The organism is Xanthomonas sp. CPBF 426, from assembly GCF_903989465.1.
Taxonomy (GTDB): Bacteria; Pseudomonadota; Gammaproteobacteria; order Xanthomonadales; family Xanthomonadaceae; genus Xanthomonas; species Xanthomonas euroxanthea.
The window spans coordinates 1456382-1475290 of record NZ_LR861805.1 but is presented as its reverse complement, the minus strand read 5'-3'; the positions used below and the strand labels follow the sequence as shown (position 1 = coordinate 1475290).

Here is an 18909-nt window from a genome sequence, read left to right as displayed (position 1 = left end):
CCCGCGCAATGCCGATGCCGGCGGCCTTCCGCAACGCCGGCCCATCGCGACGGGATACCCCTACCTGACGAGCTCATCCAGGACGCGTCACGCAGCGTGCCGCGGGTGCGATCCGGCAAAGAAAACCGGGCATAACGCCAGTGTGGATCGCCATGCGGGCGCGAGCAGTGCTTGCCATCCAGATGCACCGTATGCTCGCAATCCACGCGGGCAACACGCACCCTGGCGCGGCTTTCCAGCGTGTTCCGATCGCACCAACATCTGTTCGCCGTCATCAGGTGCACGCCGTGCGCCATGTCTGAGGAGGTGCTTATGTCGTATGTGGATGGGTTTGCACTCGCGGTGCCCACGGCCAACAAGGCCGCGTTTCTGGAACATGCCCGCCTGGGCGATGCCATCATCATCGAATACGGCGCACTGCGCGTGGTGGAGTGCTGGGGCGATGATGTCCAGCATGGACAACTGACCGACTTCCATCGCGCGGTCGAGGCCGCCGAGGACGAAACCGTGGTGTTCTCCTGGATCGAATGGCCGGACAAGGCGACCCGCGATGCGGGCATGCGCAAGATGATGGACGACCCGCGCATGGACCCGTCGGTCAACCCGATGCCGTTCGATGGCAAGCGCCTGATCTACGGCGGCTTCGTTCCGATCCTGAGCCTGGGGCAAGCGGGCTGACCACGGCAGCGCGCTGCGGCGCGCCTGTCTGTCTGTTGCGGCATTGCGGCACACCCGGTGCGGCGGCGGCAGCCTTCGGCATCGGGTCCTTGGCGATGGCCGTTACACTGGCCGCATGCCGCCGCGCCCGCCGCCCATGGTATGCGGGCGCGGTGACTGCATTGCCTGCCACCGGAGACCGCCACATGCCCGACGCACCGCTCCTGATCGCCTGCCCGAGCTGCGCGGCGATGAATCGTGTCGCACACGCGCGTCTGCGCGATGCGCCCAACTGCGGCAGTTGCCATAAACCATTGTTCCTGGGCGCGCCGGTGGCGTTGTCGGCGGTCGACTTCGACAAGCATGCGGTACGCAGCGCGCTGCCATTGGTGGTGGATTTCTGGGCGCCGTGGTGCGGGCCGTGCCTGAGCATGGCACCACACTTTGCCGCCGCCGCGGCGATGCTCGAACCGCAGGTGCGGCTGGCCAAGGTCGATACCGATCTGCACCCGGTGCTGGGCACGCGCTTTGGCATCCGCAGCATCCCGACCTTGCTGGTCATCCGCGGCGGCAGTGAGCTGGGCCGTCATTCCGGTGCGGTGAGCAGCGCGCAGGTCGTCAGCTGGGTACAGTCGGTATTGCGCAGCCGTTGATACAAAAAAAAAAACCCGCTGCGTGATGCACGCAGCGGGCCTGGTTCTACGATTGGCATCACTGCGACGCATGCGCAATGATGCGGTCGATCGACCAGCAACCGGAGCGGCTGACAAGATGACTGTGCAGCCGCTCGCTACTGGTTCAACCGCTCTTACTGCCAGTTGACGTTGACCGACACACCCACGATGCGCGGCTCGTTGTAGACCGCCGCCATGTAGTTTTCGATCACGCCCTTGACGTTCTTCTCGTTGGTGATGTTGCGCGCGAACGCCGCCACTTCCCATGCACCGTAGCCGCCGGTGTAGCCGAGCTTGAAGCCGCCTTCGACATTGCCGTCGGCGCGGAACTCGGTGGAGTCGTACAGCACGAAGCTGGTTTCGCCCTGCTTGTTCCAGTCGGTGGAAACGAAGAACGCGCCATCGGTGCCCACCGGAATGTCGTAGCGCGCCGCCAGGTTGAGGTTGTACTTGGGCGCGTTGGGCAGCGGGTTGCCGTCGATCTGCGCAAAGGTGTTGGCACCGACGCGGATGGTCGGGTCGTTGACCGTGCACACCACCACGCCATTGAGCGCACAGGCCTGCGCGTAGACGCGATCGTCGTGGATTTCGCTATGCAGCAGGCTCAGGCCGGCGGTCAGCGACAGGTTGGAGATCGGGCGCCAGTCCAGGTCTGCTTCCAGGCCGTAGGCCTTGGCCTTGTCGGCATTGAACAGCACGCCGTTGCCGTCCGAATCGTTGCCGTTGAGCTGGATGTCGTCCACCGTGTAGGTGAAGCCGCTGACATTCAGACGCAGGCGATTGTCGAACAGGCTGCTCTTGATGCCCGCTTCCCACGACAGGATGGTTTCCGAATCGGCGGTGGTGAAATCCGAATTGAACACCGCGCTGCGGCCCTGGATGGTCGGGCCGCGGAAACCGCGTGCCACGCGCGCGTAGACGCTCAGCGCGGGGTTGATTTCATACATCGCGCTGAGGTCCCAGCTGGGCTGGGTGTCGGACAGGCGCACGTCGCGACGGCCGCGATAGGTCACCGCGCCAGCGGCGGTATCGGCGGTCTTGAGCAGGCGGGTTTGCTTGGTGTCCTTGGTCTGGCGCAGACCGGCGGTCAGGGTGAGCGCGTCGGTGGCCTTGTAGCTGAGCTGCCCGAAACCGGCCCAGGAGGTGTTGGTGTTGCGCAGGCGCACCCAGTTGTTGGGGTTGCGCGCGGCGGTCTGCAGGAAATAGGCACGCTGATAGAAATCGGTGGTGTCGCGCCCGTCGAAGTAGAACGCGCCGACCTGCCATTGCAAGGCATCGTCGCCTTCGCTGGCCAGGCGCAGTTCCTGGGTGTACTGATCCAGGTCGCGGATCTGCCCCATCGACTGGCCGAAGCCGTTCGGCACGCCGTTGACCGGGTAGTTTGCCGCCGCACCGCCATCGGTGTCGCCACGGCTATAGCCGGAGGTGGTTTCGTAGGCGGTGATGGAGGTCAGCGACACGCCACCGAAATCGTAGATCGCCTTGATCGAGCCGCCATCGGTCTGATACGCCTGCGGATTGTCGTGTGCCTCGTCATAGGCAACGCGATCGCGCGGCACGTCGACCTTGTCGCTGCCGCGCGTCACTGCATTGCGCAGGAACAATGTGGAGGTGCCGTCGTAGTCGCGCGTATGCACCGAGCCCAGCAGCGAGAATGCGTCGTTGGGCTTGAGCAGCAGCTGCAGGCGCGCATTGCGGTCGTTGTAGCCGCCCATCGCATCCTTGCGCGGCGTGCGCGTGCCGTCGGCACTGCTGCCGGCAAAGGTGTTGTCCACCCAATCGTCGCGGTGCTGGTACAGCGCCGACACGCGGAACGACAGCACGTCGTTGATCGGCCCGCCGAAGCCACCATCCAGCGACACCGTGTTGTAGCTGCCGTAGCTGGCATCGACGCGGCCGGTATAGGTCTCGCTGGGCTTGACCGTGTCGAACTTGACGATGCCGGCGGTGGTGTTGCGGCCGAACAAGGTGCCCTGCGGGCCGCGCAGCACTTCGACCTGGTCCACGTCGTACACCGGGTTGGACTTGAGCACCACGTGTTCCAGTACCACGTCGTCCTGGATGATGGACACCGGCTGCGAGGCGCCGAGGTAGAAGTCGATATTGCCCAGGCCGCGGATATAGAAGCGCGGGAAGATACGCCCGGTGGTGGTCTCGGCGTAGAAGCCCGGCACGCGGCCGGACAGCGCCAGCAGCGTGTCGTCGCCACCGGCGGTGAACTCGCGCATTGCCGCACCCTGCACCACGCCCACCGACACCGGCACCTCCTGCAGGTTTTGCTCGCGGTGCTCGGCAGTGACGGTGACTGCATCCAGCGCCGTCGGGCTGCCCTCGCCCTGGCGCGCCGGCACCTGCTGCGCAGCGGCCGCTGCCGCCAGCGAGGCGAGCAGCAGGCCGGCGCAGGCGCGCGCCAGCGGCGTGCGCTGCAATGCGGCGCGACGGGGTGCGGTTACGTGCGTGGCGGCGGGCGTCAGCGACGCGGAGACAGACGAGGACAACGACATGCGAGATGATCCTTGGGTAGGTGACGCGAGGGGTGAGACAGGGGCAATAGCGGCGATCAACATGACTGCGCAGCCATCGGGCGCGCGCGGCCGGCGCTCGGAATCGGGTGCACCACCGGCACTCGGTTCCTCTGCGCCATCCGCGCCATCTGACAGCCGCGCTACGTTTTGTTTCCCCCACCAACATCCGTCGGCATCGAACATGCCGGCCGGAGGCGCAACGTGGCGCCGCGCGCACGATATGTCAGCAATGTTGCAGCTCTATGGCAAGCGTGCCGCCACGCACATGGCAGCCGCCGCAGAGCCACGGTCGCCGTGGCGTGTTCAACGCATAAGCGGGTCGCCACACTATCGTCGTGCGATCGGCAGGCGTCGGCAGCAGGCCCCAGGCGCGCAACCCCCGCGTCAGGCGCGGGCGGCCAGCACGCTGCTGTCGAGCATCTGCCCGACCATGTTCAACAGATCGTTGAGGCTGAAGGGCTTGGGCAGCAACGCCATGCCGTCGGCCAGGAACTCCTGGCGGGTGGCGGCGTTTTCGGCGTAGCCGGTGATGAACAGGATCGGCAGGCCAGGCCGCAGCGCGCGCGCCACGTCTGCCATGTCGCGCCCGTTCATGCCGGGCAGGCCGACATCGGACACCACCAGATCGATCTCCACGCCGGCACGCAATTGATCCAGCGCGCCGTTGGCGTCTTCGGCTTCGACCACGTGGTAGCCGGCGTCGCTGAGCACCTCGCTCACCATCATGCGCACCACGTCGGTGTCGTCCACCAGCAAGATGCGCTCGCTGCGGGTACGGGGCGAATTCGGTACCGGTGCCGGCGGCAATGCGCTGGCAGTGAGTCCACGCGGCAGCAGCAAGGCCACCGTGGTACCGCGCCCCACCGTGCTGGTGATGCGTGCGGTGCCGCCGGACTGGCGCGCAAAGCCGTAGGTCATCGACAGGCCCAGGCCGGTGCCCTCGCCGATCGGCTTGGTGGTGAAGAACGGCTCGAAGACCTGGTTGAGAATGGCCGGCTCGATGCCGCTGCCGTTGTCGATGACGTTCACCGCCACGTACTCGCCATCGTCCAGTTCCGGATCGCCCTGCGCGGTATGGGCCGCGCTCTGGATGCGGATGGTGCCCCTGCCCTTCAACGCGTCGCGCGCATTGATCACCAGATTGAGCACCACGTTTTCGAGCTGGTTGGCATCGGCCACCGCCACCAGCGGCGTGTCCGCCAGGTCCAGCTCCAGCACGATGTTCTCGCCGATCGAGCGGTGCAGCATGTCTTCCAGCGAGCGCACGCGTGCGTTGATGTCGAAGGCCTGCGCATCCAGCGATTGCTTGCGTGCGAAGGCGAGCATGCGCTGGGTCAGCGCAGCAGCGCGATGCGCCGAACCGGTGGCGATCTCGGCCAGCCGCGGCACACGCTCGATGCGATTGGACTCGACCGCCAGCTGGATCATGTCCAGGCCGGAAATGATGCTGGTCAGCAGGTTGTTGAAGTCGTGCGCGATGCCGCCGGTGAGCTTGCCCAGCGCTTCCATCTTCTGTGCCTGCAGCAACTGGATCTCGGTGCGCTGGCGCTCGGCGATCTGGTGGGCCAGCTCGGTGGTGGCGGTATCCAGTTCCTGGCGCTGCTCACGCTCGCGCATGCGCTGTTCGGTGACATCCTCGACCAGCAGCAGGCCCAGGTCCGGTTCGCGATACGGCGACACGCGCCACTCGGTTTCGCACACCTTGCCCTCGCGCAGGATCGACAAGGCACCGCTCCAGCGCTCGCGCTGCGCCAGCGCGTCGATCAGCGCGTGCACGGTGGCGGCCTGGTCCACGCCGGGCACGGCCAGCGCCTCGCCGGGTGTGGCGGTGCCGATCAGGCGCTGGAACGCCGCATTGGCTTCATGCGTGTGCAGCCTGGCGTCGACCACCGCAATCGGTGCGCTGATGTGCTCGAAGATCTCGCGGAAGCGGGCCTCGCTGATGCGCAAGGCGTCCTCGGCCTGGCGCGCGCGCAACAAGGTGCGCAACGTGGCGACCAGCACGCTGGGGTCGACCGGGTGAATCAGGTAGGCATCGGCGCCGGCTTCCAGGCCGGTGATCATGTCGCCGGTGGCGATCGAGGCGGCCGACACATGCACCACCGGCAGCAACGCGGTGCGCGGCTCGGCGCGTAGCGTGCGCACGATGTCGAAGCCGCTCATGTCCGGCAGATTGACGTCCAGCACCACCGCAGCAAACGCCTGCTCGGCCAGCCTGGCCAGGCCGTCGGTGCCGGTGCCGGCTTCTTCGACCACGAACTGATGGTGTTCGAGTACGCGCCGCACCGAATAACGCGTCACCGCGTTGTCGTCGACGACCAGAATGTGTGGCTTACTGCCCAAGTGCATCCTCCGCTGCCAGCGTGACCGGCAGCACCACGAAAAACTCCGAGCCCTGCCCGACCACGCTGTTGATTCCCACCCTGCCGCCCAGCAGCTCGGCGAAACGCTTGCAGATCGACAGCCCCAGACCGGTGCCGGTGAGGCGTTTCTGCAACGGTGAATCCACCTGTACAAAATCCTCGAACAAGGCGTCGTGAAGCTCGGCCGGGATGCCGATGCCGGTGTCCTGCACGCCGAAGCGCACATGGCTCTCGCCTTCCAGCTGCGCGAACACGCGCACATGACCTTGCGGGGTGAACTTGAGCGCGTTGGAAATGAAGTTGCGCAGGATCTGCGCCAGCTTCTTGTCGTCGGTATAGAGCATCGGCAGCACCGGCGGATCCTCGAAGATCAAGGTGGTGCTGCTGACATCGGTGAGCGGGCGGAACATGCCGCGCAAGGCCGCAAACAGGTCCATCAGATCGAACCAGCCCGGCGAGATGGTGATGCGCCCGGCTTCGATCTTGGCCAGATCCAGCAGGTCGTCGACCATCTCGGTGAGCTCGCGCGCCGAGGCGCTGACAAAGCGCACCTGTTTGGACTGCTCGGCAGTGAGCGGCCCGTCCATGCCGTCCTCGAGCAGCCGCGTGATGCTCAGGATCGAGCTGAGCGGGGTGCGGAACTCGTGGCTCATGTAGGACAGGAAGCGGCTCTTGAGCTCGGACACGTCGCGCAGCTGCTCGGCCTGCTGATCGAGCTCGGCATACAGCGCCAGCACGCCCTGGTTGGTTTCTTCCAATTCCTCGCGCAGGGCCTGGTTCTGCTGCCGCAGCGCGTCCAGTTCGGCCAGCGGATCGATGGGCGATGTCTCACCGGAAGCATTCATTGCAGGCCTCCCAGCCGCATGACGAACACGCCGCAATCGTCGCGGCCCCGCGTGTAATCGCGCAGCAGCACGGCCGCAATCAGGCGCGGATGGCGCGACAGCAGACCCGGATGATCGCGCAGGCTCCAGCGTGATTGCAGACCATCGCTGTGCATGACCAGCAGTTTGCCGGCGGCGTCCGGAAAATCGAACGGCTGCGCCTTGCGGAACTGCACCCCGACGATGCCCGGATGCGAGGGCATGCCACGCACGCCGTCGCCATCGCACAGCGACGCGACGATATTGCCCACGCCGGCAAAGCGTACCCGGCCGGTGCTGCTGTCGAATTGCATCACCGCCGCCGCGCCCCCGCGGGTGCCGGACATGCCCGCATGCAGCTGCGCGATGCGCTCGCCGGGCTCGCCGCTGGCCGCGGCTGCAGCGCGCGTGCCGGCATCGGCAGCGTCGGCGGCGCCTGGACCGTGGCCCAGGCCATCGATCACGGTGACGGTCACGCGCTGCTCGCCAACGGCCAGATGCCAGGCATCACCGCACACCGTTTCGTTGTGCAGCGGCAGGCGGATCGCGCCGTACGGCAGGTCCAGTTCGGCGCGTTGCTGCGCAAACAGCCGTGCCATCACCACCGCGCCCTTGGCATCGGAATACGCGTCCAGCACCTGCGCCTGGCGCTGGATCGCGCCCAGCCCGGTGCCCGGCGTCCCGGCGGTGGAATAGCCATCGCGCAGGCCGTCCACGAGTGCGAAGCCCGGCCCGCCGTCGATGGCGCAGATCTCCACGCCCATGCCCTGGCGCGTGGCCACCGTGGACAACTGCAGGCAGCCGCCACGTCCATGCTTGACCATGTTGGTGGCCAGCTCGGTGGCCACCAGTGCCACGCGGCCACAGGCGGCCTCGTCGAAACCCAGTGTCTGTGCCAAAACCGTCGCTTCGCGACGTGCCTGCCCGACCTGGCTGATTTCGTCGACACGAAACGCGCGCGTGACCTCGCCGGCGAGCGTCACTTCCATTTGGTGATGGTGATGCGCGTGCCCTTGCCGGCTGCGGTATCCAGGACGAAGTCATCCACCAGCCGCCGGCTGCCGGACAGGCCCAGTCCCAGCCCGCTACCGGAGGTCCAGCCATCGGTGAGCGCCAGGTCCAGGTCGGGAATGCCGGGACCTTCGTCGCGGAAGGTCAGCTGCACGCCCTTGCGGATGCCGCTTTCCACCAGGGCCCAATCCATCTCGCCGCCACCGCCATAGATCACGGTGTTGCGCGCCAGTTCGCTGGCTGCGGTGACCAGCTTGGTCTGGTCGACCAGACGCAGGCCGCACTGCACCACCAGCTTGCGTACCGTCTGCCGGGCCAGCACCACATCCTGTTCGGTACGCACCGATTGCGAACCGGTCGTCATGAAGTGCGATCGGGCTGCTGCAGCAGGCGCATGCCGCGTTCGACATCGAGCGCGGTGCGCACCGATGGCAGGGTCAGCCCCAGCTCGACCAGCGTGATCGCCACGGCCGGCTGCATGCCCACCACCACGGTCCTGGCATCCATGATCGCCGCCAGCCCGGAGATGGTGCTGATCATTCGGCCGATGAAGGAGTCGACGATGTCCAGTGCGGAAATGTCGATCAGCACGCCACGCGCGGAGGTGGCGCTGATCTTTTCCGACAGGTCCTCCTGCAACGTCATCGCCAATTGATCGTGCATGTCCACCTGGATGGTGACCAGCAGCAGGTCGCCCATCCGCAGGATCGGGATGCGCTCCATGTCAGCCCGCCTTGTTCACGGTCACGCCGATGCGCTTGAGCGCCAGCGCCAGCGCATCGGACAAGTTGGCCTTGGTGACGATGCCCTGCAGGTCCAGCCCCAGATGCACGATGGTCTGCGCGATCTGCGGGCGCACGCCGCTGATGATGGCATCGGCGCCCATCAGGCGGATCGCGGTGACGGTCTTGAGCAGGTGCTGCGCGACCAGGGTGTCCACGGTGGGCACCCCGGTGATGTCGATGATGGCGATTTCCGAGCCGGTATCGACGATGCGCTGCAGCAGCGACTCCATCACCACCTGGGTGCGCTGCGAATCCAGCGTGCCGATCATCGGCAGTGCCAGTACACCGTCCCACAGCTTGACCACCGGGGTGGACAGCTCCAGCATTTCTTCCTGCTGGCGCACGATGATGTCTTCGCGGGTCTTCTGGAACGCCTTGACGGTGTACAGGCCCAGACGGTCCAGCAGCTCGGACAGCGCCCACAGCTGCTGGCCCAGATCCTCCGGCGTGTCGGCATATTCGCGCTGCACAAGCGCGAACAGCACCCGCTTCAGCGAGAAGATGAAGTTGGCGGTTTCCTGCGAATCGAAGCCACGGGTGGCGCGATCGCGCGACAGGTTTTCCAGGAAGCGACGCACCTCGCTCCAGTCGGCGCTGTCCAGGCTGCTGCCACCGTCCTTCAGGGAGGCGACCAGCAGGTGCAGGAAATCCGCGCTCTGGGTTTCGACGTCCTGTCGGGAAATGCGTCCATCGCTGCCCAGGCTGGAGCCCAGCCATGCCGCCAACAACGCAGCTTCCTGGCCACGAATCGCATCGATCGAGCGCTGCTGCAATGCCACCATGAGATCACCCGCCAAGAGTTAGAAGAGAGAAGGCTGGGCATGCGGGGCGATTGCGCCCCCCTGACTGGCGCGGCGCCCCCACGCCGAAGCGCTGCAGAGTAAAGCAATTCAGTTTCGGCAACCAGCGACGAACCTGTAGCGGTCAGAGGAAGATCCGTACGGAGTTTGACATTGCCGCGCACGCCGCGAACGTGAGCGCGACCACGCCTGGACAGATGCGCTTGCCGCCGGCCCGCCACCCTGCTCTCGGGCGCAACGGCGCCCGGTCACGGACTGCCGCCGGACCGGCCGTGATGCGGTCACCGACCGCTGCGCGAAGGTGGTCCAACTTGTGGGAAGACCGCCTGACGCCGGCCCGGACCGATCGCAACGCCCCTCCCATGGCAGCGGACGCGCTCGATGTGCCGGCAGGCCGGTTTGCCCACGCCCGGCACCGCATGCACGCGCCGGGTCTCGCCACTGCGGGGTCAGCCTGCAGTGCGTACTGAAGCCATCGCTTGCCGATCAGCACTAGCGATACCGGGAGCATGGTGCCGCGTCCGGGGGCGGGACCGTGTGGCGGCATGGATGCCGCCACCGAGCCTACATGGACGTACTTGCGGCGTGTCCCGACACCGGATACGGCGCCGCGCTGCCGACCGACTCCGCTTACCGATCAATCGTGCGCACCGCATCTGTTGTTTCCATGCGAATGCTTCGGTCTGCTGCGGGCGCTTGCACGCGTACCGGCGTGGGACACGCCGCAAGTACGTCCGTGTAGGCTCTGGCGCGGCATCCATGCCGCTCAAGGTCCCACACCGGCACGCGCGCAAGCACCACCGGTTGCTATCGGTTGCGGAAGGAAAAGCACTGCTTGGTTGAGTGGTCGTGGCTCGGATCGAGTTTTCAGCTGCCACTGCAAAGATCAAATGTTGAGGCGATCTCAACGACATGAAGCGCCAACTCCGCAGGCACGATGACTGCCTGAAACCAGTGCTCGCCGATCAGCACTAGCCCATATTGGGAGCGTGGTGCCGCGTCCGGGGGCGGGACCGTGTGGCGGCATGGATGCCGCCACCGAGCCTACATGGACGTACTTGCGGCGTGTCCCGACACCGGATGCGGCGCCGCGCCGCCGACCGACTCCGCACACCGATCAATCTTGTGCACCACATCTAGAGTTCCACGCGAATGCTTCGGTCTGCTGCGGGCGCTTGCACGCGTACCGGCGTGGGACACGCCGCAAGTACGTCCATGTAGGCTCTGGCGCGGCATCCATGCCGCTCAAGGTCCCACACCGGCACGCGCGCAAGCACCACCGGTTGCTGTCGGTTGCGGAAACAAAAGCCAAGGGCTCGCTGAGCTGCACGTCCTCGAGAGCGTCACCATTCCTGACGACATACCAGCAGTTGGCACGCAAACCACACATGCCAATCCCGAATGCCCAATCCCCAATCCCGGCGGCAGCGGCGACCGCATCAGCAGCCGCTGCGCGACGAGCCTGATCGCCGCCCTACAGCCCGTAACGCTCCACTGCGTCCAGATGCGGGCGCGGGTCCTGATCGCAGGCCTCGGCCAGGCGCAGCCAGCACATCGGGTGCGCCCACTGCGCGGTTGTGGCCAGCAGGACGCGATGCAGTTCCAGCGGCGCCGCCGCTTCCGGCAGCGCCACGGTGAACAGCACGCCCGGCAGACCCGTGCTTGCATCTTCCGGGTCGAACGCGTCCGCGTGTGCCGGATCGACCACGCGATAGTCGTCGCGGCTGTGCAACCATAGCTTCCAGCCGCGCGCTTCGACGTCCTGCCGCAAGGCCTCGATCGCCTCCTCGCCAGGGTGCACGCCATCCACCAGCCAGCTGCTGCCATAACCGCCTGGCTCCAGCACATGCACCTGCGCATAGGTCGGCACGAACCGCTCGCGCTCGGCCTCGTCGTCCGGTGGCGGATACAGCAACTCCGCGTCGAACACCACCCAGTCGCCGACATGCTGGCGCCGATGTGCCGGTGCATTTTCGACGATACGTGCCGTGACCGGGCCGGTGCGCCGTGCGTAGTACTCGGCTGCCTCGCCGTCGTCCACGCAACGCACGATCACCCACCCCCAGGTTTCTTCGACCACGCCACTGGTGCTGCTCAGCTCCATGCCGAGCGCCAGCGCCGAGGCGCGCACCGCGTCCCACTGCTGCGCCGCGCTGGCCGCGGTCATGTGATCCCAATGCGCGGAGCGCGGCTCCTCCATCAACTCGGTCAGCTGGCGATACACCTCGGTGGCTTCGGCGAAGCGGCCGGTGTTGAGATACATGCGCCCCAGCAACCCGCGCGCGCCATGCGAGCCGGGCGACAATTCCAGCAACGCGGTGCAGGCCTGCTCCAGCGCCGGCCAATCGGCCAGCCGCTGGGCCAGCTGCGCCTCGCACCACAGCGCCGCCACCGGCACCAGCGGGCGATACAGCTGCGCCAGCCGCCGCAGGCCGGCTTCATCGCCGCGGCCCAGCAACAGGTTCATCAGCCGGAAGGTCGGGCTGGTCTCGCGGTCGGCATGCCGCTGCACGAATGCCCACAGCAGCGCGATCGCCTCGTCGTCGGCCGCACACGCGCTCAGTGCCGACGCCGTGGTGTCCACCAACTCGGCGTCGTCGGGACGCTCGGCCACTGCCTGCAGCAACCACTGCGCCTCGCGCTCGGGATTCCGCGCCACGTCTTCGGCTTGTGCATCCAGCCACTGCAGCAACTGCTCAGCGGGCACCGGTGCCGGCTCGCCCGCCGGTGCGGCCTCGATGCGCGCAGCCAGGCCGTCCAGCAGCTGGGTTGCGCCACGGTCCTGGCGCAACTTGGGCACATGCGCACGCGCAAGCGCCAGGTGCCGGCGCGCGGTCCACACCGCACCACGCTGCAACGCCAGCGCGATCGCCATCTCGGCCGCTTCGATCAGGATGCGATGCGCACCCACCTGCGCGTAATGATCGAGCATCACCTGCAGGCGGCTGCCCAGATCCCAGGTGTTGCGCTCGGGCTGGCGCGATACCAGCACCACCACCGCACGCAACCAGTGCAGGCGGTAGCGCGGCGCAACCTCGCGCCACGGCAGAAAGGCTTCCAGTGCTTCGTCGTCGCGATTCAACATTGCCAAGGCACGGGCTTTCTGCAGGCGCCGCGGCTGACTGCAGTTGGCCCATTCGGCCCCTTCGCGCGCGGCTTCGCGTTCGCGCTGTTCGATCAGCGCCAGCGCCTCTTGCGCGCGGCCCAGCGAGAGCAGGATCGAGATGCGCATGTCCGGCACGCCGTCGTAGATCTGCCCGCCATGCGCAACGATGGTCTGCGACTGCTGTTCCAGATAACTCAGTGCCGCCTCGCCGCGTCCATCGTCGAGCAGGGCATCGGCTTTTTCGCAGCTCAGGCACTGGTAGCACGACCAGCTCGGATCGATGCGGCCCAGCGTTTCCTCGCACACCTCGATGCGCTCTTCCACCCAGCCCGGCCCGTCGATATTGGCGTAGCAGGCGGCCAGGTCCTGGGTCACGCACACCGACTGCGGGCACTCCACCGCATCGGCGCGATGCGCGCGTTCGAACAACGCCACCGCGTCGCTGAGCGCACGCTCGCCTTCGCAGAGATTGCCGACGCGGTTGCGCATTTCCCAATGCCCGACGAACACCTCCAGCCACGGATTGGCCAGCGTCTTGCCCAGCGCACGCGCCTCGGGCAACAACGCTTCGGCGCGTTCGATCTGCAGATCGCAGATATGGTCGGTCAGGCGTGTCAGCAGCTGCGCATTCTGCGGCTGCCCGGCTTCGCCCAGATCGTCCTGCAGCTTCTCTACCCAGTTCCAGATTTCCATCGTGTTGCTCCTTCGATGCGGCGCTCAGCGCGCCAGCAGTTGGGTCACGGCCTCGGCAAGATCGCCAAAGGCCCGGTTCAAATCCGATCCGCCCGATGCGTTGGCACCCGGCTGCGGCTGGCTGCGCCCCTGCGTCGACACGATCACCTTGAGTGAGCGCAGCAACCGCGCCGCCACCGCCGCCTGTGGATTGCCGGCGCGCTGCGCCGCCAGCAGTGCCTGCAAGGCCGGGTTGTCGAGATTCAGATACAGCCGCTGGGTCTGCCGCGCCTGAATCCCCGCTGTGAACTGCCGGGCCAGCCGCAACGCGGCGGTGGACACGCGCTTGTCGTTCTCGTCCTGCTCCAGCCGGCGCTTGAGTTCGGCCTCGCGGTCGGGCACCACCACCAGCGGCAATGCCTCAGGGCTGAAGCGTGCCGGCACCAGCGCCTCGCCATCGCCCAGGTGCTGTTCCAGCCAGGCCAGTTCGTCGGCCGGCAGCGTATCCAGCTGGAACAACTGCCGGTTGCCCTGCTCGGTGCCCAGCTCGACCAGGCGCACGCCCTTGGCCTGCGCCCAGCGGCGCAGGAACGGCACCACCGCATAGCGGTTTCCGTAAGCCACCGGCACGCCCATCGCGCGGAACAGCATTTCCTCGAAACCGCTGTCGCTGTCCAGGATCACATGTACCGCGCCACGCGCCGGCAACTGCTGCGCGGGCAGGTCGCCCTGCGAGGTCGGCACCCGCACGTGTTCCATCAGCAGCGCGAACAAACGCTCGTCGCACAGCGCCGCGCCCAGCAATGCCTCGTTGTGCCGCAGCAGGATGCGCCGCCAGGCTTCCGGCTGCTGACGCGCCACATCGGCCAGGCCTTGCACCAGCGCTTCGGACAGCGCGTGCTGCACGGCCGTGTAGGTGGCATCGCGTTGCAGATCTTCGCGGCTGGCGGTGGGCGTCAAGCGATTGGACTCGATCACGCCCCCGATAAAGCCCGCCCACGGTGGCAGCAGTTCGCGCGCGTTGTCGTCCAGCAGCATGCCGCGCAGGAACACCGACAGGTTGCGGTTGTCGCTGGTGCCGTAGGTGGCTCCGTCCTGCACCCACAGCAGGCCGACCGCATCGCTGCCCTCCTCCGCACGCACCGGCATGCAGCACAAGGGCTCGAAGTTGCGCTCGAAACGCGCGGCAAACTCGCGCTGACGCCGCCAGGCCTGCACCGGATGCAACGGCACCGCATCGTGCATGCGCCACGGCGGCGGCTCGGGATTGATCGCCTGGGTATCGCCGCCGATCCAGATCGGCTCGCGCAACAGCGCGCAATAACGCGACAGGATCTCGCGCAGCCGTGCTTCCTGGGCCAACGGCAGATAGTCCTCGTGCAGCTCCAGCACCACTTCCGTTCCGACCTGGGCACGCGCCGAAATCGGACTCACGGTGTATTGCTCGGCATTGCTGGAGATATAGCAATGCCCCAGCGTCGGGCTCTGGTAGGAGGTGGTGCGCACGGTGACGCGGCGCGCCAGCACGAAGGCCGACAAAAAGCCCAGCCCGAACATGCCGATCAGGCCGCTGTCCTCATGCCCGCCTTGACGCAGGCCACGCGTATACCCCACGCCGACGGTGGCCAGGTAATCGTGGATTTCCTGCTGGGTCAGTCCGGCGCCGGTATCGACGATGCGCACGATGCCCTGGGCAGCATCGGCATGCACTTCGATGCGCGATTGGCCTTGCCAGTCGGGTTGTTCCAGACGGCGACGCAGGATCGAGTCGTGCGCGTTCTGCACCAGCTCGCGCAGCGCGACCACCGGCGTGGAATACAGATGCTTGCTGAGAACGGACATCAATCCGTTGAGATCGACGCCTGCGCGGCGGATCTGGGAGGCGTCCGTCGCCTCGGAGGTGTGATCTTGCATGATCGTTCGTCGTTTCCTTGGCGGCCACGCCCATCCTCGGACGCGCCTTCCTGGGTGGCAGTGCGAGCCGCACAGGATAGCCGCAAGCCGCCCCACACGCACGCACGTCACACTATGACGGCGTCTCGCGCGTGGCCGGCGCGCGGCCGCCACGGCAGCGCGCCCCTTGCAGAAACGACGCACCACGGCCTGCGTCGACGCATGGCCGTGGCGCGCAACGGCTTACCGCTGCAAGGTTTCCATCGGCGCCTCATTGAAATGCTGGCGATAGCCCTTGGCCAAGGCCGACCGGCTGCCCACGCCCCAGCGGCTCGCCGCCTGCAGCACGCTGCCGCAGCCGCCTTCGGCCAACAGTTCGTCGCGGATGCTCTGCATCCGGTAACGCCGCAGCACCTGGGTCGGCGACAGCCCGGTGGCGGACTTGAACGCCTGCTGCAAGGCGCGCCCGGTCACGCCGATCTGCGCGGCCACCTCGTTGATGGACAGGTCCGAACGGTGCGCATTGGTGATCATGTAGGCGTAGGCGCGCCGATACTTGGCCGGCAGCCGCGCGGAGATGTCATCGCTGACATGTGCCGGCGTGCCGCTTTCCAGCAGCCGCGGCGCCTGCACCTCGCTGCGCAGGCACTGCACCGCGCCCAGCGCGTACCGGTTGTACAGCAACAGCGCCTGCTCGGTCTTGCCCAGCGCCTGGCTGATCTTGGCCTGGCAATACTCGAACTCCAGATTCCAGCGCGGCGCGTGGTGACGTCCGGCGCCGGCCAGGGCGCGCTCTGCCAGATCCGCGCGCCCCACCGCCAATGCGGCAAGCGCCAGTTCCACCTGCGCATCCTGCCGGGCGCATGGCGGGCACCCGGTGGCAGCGGCCGGCAGCGCATCGATCTGCGCATCGAAACCGAAGGTGTCGCCACCGGCAATGCGCAGCAGGTTGCGCACGTGGCGCATGCGCTGGGCGAGCACCGGCATGCTCTCGGCCAGGTCGGCGATGCAGGCGCGCAGCTCGTTGGGCTCGAACGCATGCGCCGCATCCTCCTGGCGCAGCGTGGCCTGCCAGAACACGTGGTCGCTCATCCGGTCGGCACGCCGGATGCGCAGCTGCGCGATCATGTCCAGACGCAGCGCGTTGGCGATGCGCTGCCACTCGGTTGCGCCGTTGTCCAGTTCCCCCAGCGCTTCGTTGGCACGCTCCAGCGTCTGCAGCGCCAGCGTGCTCTGGCCCAGATGGAAGTGAGTCAGCGCCTTGCCCAGCAGACTCTCCCCGCATAGGCAGGGCGGCGTTTCGCGGTCCATCGCCAGCTGTGCGAAGCAATTCAATGCAGCGCTCAGGCGGCGCTGGCTCAGCATCAACCAGGCGGTGTTGCGGCAGGACAGCAGCCGCAGTTGGCGCTGATGCCCGCGCATCGCCTTCAAGGCGTGGCGGTAGGCATCTTCGGCCTCCTCCTGGTATTCGAGGATCAACAATGCATCGCCGCTGGCACCGAGCAGGCTGACCTCATCCTCTGCACCATCCGGGGCGGCCTGGCCGTCGCGGCGTTGTTGAAGATGTTGCAGACCTTGCGGCCAGGCACCAACCAGCATCCTGCTTGTATAGATAGGAAGACGGTCTGCGTACGACAACGCAGAGATTGCCGCGAAGTAGGTTGAAAGGATCATGCCGGGCTCTCTCATAGGGGGACGAGCAAAAACAACAATGCGCCGGTTTGGCTGGCGCAAACGATTGTATGCAGCGGATCCAATGGAATTTCTCACTCCAAGGCACTAAGAAAATCAAAAATCCTCACTCTGTCTGTCGGCGAACCAGTTAAGCGGCGTGCAGATAAAGGGCACTTTTTGCATACCGCCACCGCATGCGTGCATAGGACATTCCGCGCCATGCGAAGCCGTATTGAAGACAGGACGCCAGCCAAAAAAGCAATCGTCGGCCATTCGAGCACCTGAGCCCGTGCGCAGCTGGACCATTGTCCTGGCATGTCGCGGCGATGGCCGCGTGCAAGGTATTTCAGTAAATGAAAGATGCACTTCAAACCAATGCTGCCGCGTTCCATGACATCAACCGATGGCCCACATATTCCATGCGCGCTTCGCGCACGTGCAAATCGCAATACCGTGGTATAGACCTGGCATTGCATTCAACGACCTGGCGATCGTGCGTATTGTTTTCCGCCGGAACCATCGGCCCGCGTACCGCGCGATGTCGGAATTTTGTTAGTCGCCGTCGACGCATGCCCTGGATGTAAGAGCTGCGTTGCGCCTAAATGAGCGTACGTTAAAGCCGGCCCGCCCGAAGCCGAAGAAAAGTACGCAGCAGTGAAACTTTCTGGCTCCGCAATGGTACATACCATTCGTCCGGCCTCAGGCCGGATCCCCTGGCAGCCGAAGGCGATGGCGATGCACTTATCTATACATGTGGGTTTTGTATTGGCGCCTGCTGTCCACAACAGGCATCCAGCACACGACTGGTACGTGGGCAGACATGGGACGGCCGGCTGATGCACGGCAACCCTACCGGCAAGCAAGGATCGGCTTTCCTGTTGACGCAGGACGCGCGTCTGGCATCGCAGGTCAATGCGAGCCTTGCACCGCTGGCCCCGAGTTTTGCGGTGTTTTCCGACGAACTCGAACTCCTGCGCTCGCTGCGACATTCCCCCTGCGAGCTACTGGTCTTCGACGCGACCTGCGTCGCGTCGGACGACAGCTCGCTGCTGGCCTGGCAACGCTGCCACAGCGGTCATCCCACGCCCTTGATCGTGCTGGGGCGTTTCGACTGTGCGCACGACATTCTGGCCTGGTACCGCGCCGGCGCACACGATGTGCTCGCCCTGCCGTTCAATTCCCACGAATTGCATGTACGCGCGGCATTGGCGCTTTCGCCGGTGGCCGAGGCATGCTCCGAGAGCCAGCAGCTGAGTGTTGGTCCCTACCACCTGATTCGCGACGAAAATACCGTGTACCTGCACGGCAAGCCGATCGTGCTGACTGCACGCGAGTTCTCGATCGCCTGGCTGTTGTTTTCCAGCCCCGGCGTATGTTTCCGCCGCTGCCAGTTGGCCAAGGCGGTGTGGGGTAGCCACACCGAGTTCACCGACCGCACGATGGAGCAGCACATCTATAAGCTGCGCAAGAAGCTGCAGCTATGCAATCACAGCGGCGTGGTGCGCATCAGAACCGTGTATTCGCATGGCTACAAGCTGGAACTTGCTACGCCCGACAAGCACGCGCCCAGCAAGGCCGTCAGCCCCAGCACCGCCCATCACGCCGCGGCCTGTTGACCAACGCGGGCTCGCAACAGCGGCAGCGCGGCGAACGGCGGCGAGCCGCGCTTGCTGCATGCCATCGGCGCCTGCAGTGCAGTGAGCCGTCCGCTGTGATGCGTTGATCTGGTCGGGCATTGGCTGGACTGCTTTTCGCCTGCTGCCACGCCGGGCGGAAAACCTGTCCACCTGGTAGTTCAATCATGTAGTGAACACACGAGCAGGCTCTTGGCCTATTGCCGCTCGACCGCTTCCCACGCCCTGGCAAGACGGATACGTTTTTGCGGT

At 66.1% G+C, this 18909-nt stretch carries 13 protein-coding genes; 3 read left to right on the top strand and 10 right to left on the bottom strand.

Annotation, left to right across the window (positions count from 1 at the left end; all coding sequences use genetic code 11):
• Positions 1-312 precede the first annotated feature (312 nt).
• A complete protein-coding gene (locus tag H7A87_RS06305) occupies positions 313-678 on the top strand; it encodes a DUF1428 domain-containing protein (RefSeq protein WP_119128915.1) in 366 nt (121 codons plus the stop codon).
• A gap of 185 nt (positions 679-863) precedes the next feature.
• Positions 864-1310 carry a thioredoxin TrxC gene (gene trxC, locus H7A87_RS06300; RefSeq protein WP_119128914.1) on the top strand — a complete coding sequence of 149 codons (447 nt, stop codon included), beginning with the start codon at positions 864-866 and terminating at the stop codon, positions 1308-1310.
• A 155-nt stretch (positions 1311-1465) separates the two neighbouring features.
• On the opposite strand, the gene H7A87_RS06295 is transcribed toward trxC, so the two are convergent.
• From H7A87_RS06295 to H7A87_RS06250, 10 genes are all read right to left on the bottom strand, one after another.
• Positions 1466-3835 carry a TonB-dependent receptor gene (locus H7A87_RS06295; protein ID WP_119128913.1) on the bottom strand — a complete coding sequence of 790 codons (2370 nt, stop codon included), beginning with the start codon at positions 3833-3835 and terminating at the stop codon, positions 1466-1468.
• Positions 3836-4240: 405 nt separating this feature from the next.
• Positions 4241-6199, bottom strand: coding sequence for a response regulator (locus tag H7A87_RS06290; protein WP_180496910.1), 1959 nt, complete (start codon positions 6197-6199; stop codon positions 4241-4243).
• Complete coding sequence (locus H7A87_RS06285; protein ID WP_104582456.1) at positions 6189-7064, bottom strand: ATP-binding protein; 876 nt, start codon at positions 7062-7064, stop codon at positions 6189-6191. Before H7A87_RS06285 ends, H7A87_RS06290 begins: the two co-directional genes overlap by 11 nt.
• Positions 7061-8071, bottom strand: coding sequence for an ATP-binding protein (locus tag H7A87_RS06280; protein WP_104582455.1), 1011 nt, complete (start codon positions 8069-8071; stop codon positions 7061-7063). Before H7A87_RS06280 ends, H7A87_RS06285 begins: the two co-directional genes overlap by 4 nt.
• Positions 8062-8457, bottom strand: coding sequence for an ATP-binding protein (locus H7A87_RS06275; RefSeq protein WP_104538234.1), 396 nt, complete (start codon positions 8455-8457; stop codon positions 8062-8064). Before H7A87_RS06275 ends, H7A87_RS06280 begins: the two co-directional genes overlap by 10 nt.
• Positions 8454-8816, bottom strand: coding sequence for an STAS domain-containing protein (locus tag H7A87_RS06270; RefSeq protein ID WP_104538235.1), 363 nt, complete (start codon positions 8814-8816; stop codon positions 8454-8456). Before H7A87_RS06270 ends, H7A87_RS06275 begins: the two co-directional genes overlap by 4 nt.
• 1 nt (position 8817) lies before the next feature.
• Positions 8818-9660 carry an STAS domain-containing protein gene (locus tag H7A87_RS06265; protein WP_104582453.1) on the bottom strand — a complete coding sequence of 281 codons (843 nt, stop codon included), beginning with the start codon at positions 9658-9660 and terminating at the stop codon, positions 8818-8820.
• Positions 9661-11152: 1492 nt separating this feature from the next.
• Positions 11153-13477: a hypothetical protein gene (locus tag H7A87_RS06260; protein WP_119128910.1), complete on the bottom strand. Its 2325-nt coding sequence runs from the start codon at positions 13475-13477 to the stop codon at positions 11153-11155.
• Between the two features lie 24 nt (positions 13478-13501).
• A complete protein-coding gene (locus H7A87_RS06255) occupies positions 13502-15370 on the bottom strand; it encodes an ATP-binding protein (protein ID WP_180496909.1) in 1869 nt (622 codons plus the stop codon).
• A 222-nt stretch (positions 15371-15592) separates the two neighbouring features.
• Positions 15593-16948, bottom strand: a complete 1356-nt coding sequence (locus tag H7A87_RS06250; RefSeq protein WP_180496996.1) for a helix-turn-helix transcriptional regulator — start codon at positions 16946-16948, stop codon at positions 15593-15595.
• A gap of 911 nt (positions 16949-17859) precedes the next feature.
• Here H7A87_RS06250 and H7A87_RS06245 point away from each other — a divergent pair.
• On the top strand, positions 17860-18639 hold the full coding sequence (locus tag H7A87_RS06245; RefSeq protein WP_104582449.1) for a response regulator transcription factor: 780 nt from the start codon (positions 17860-17862) through the stop codon (positions 18637-18639).
• The last annotated feature ends 270 nt before the right edge of the window (positions 18640-18909 follow it).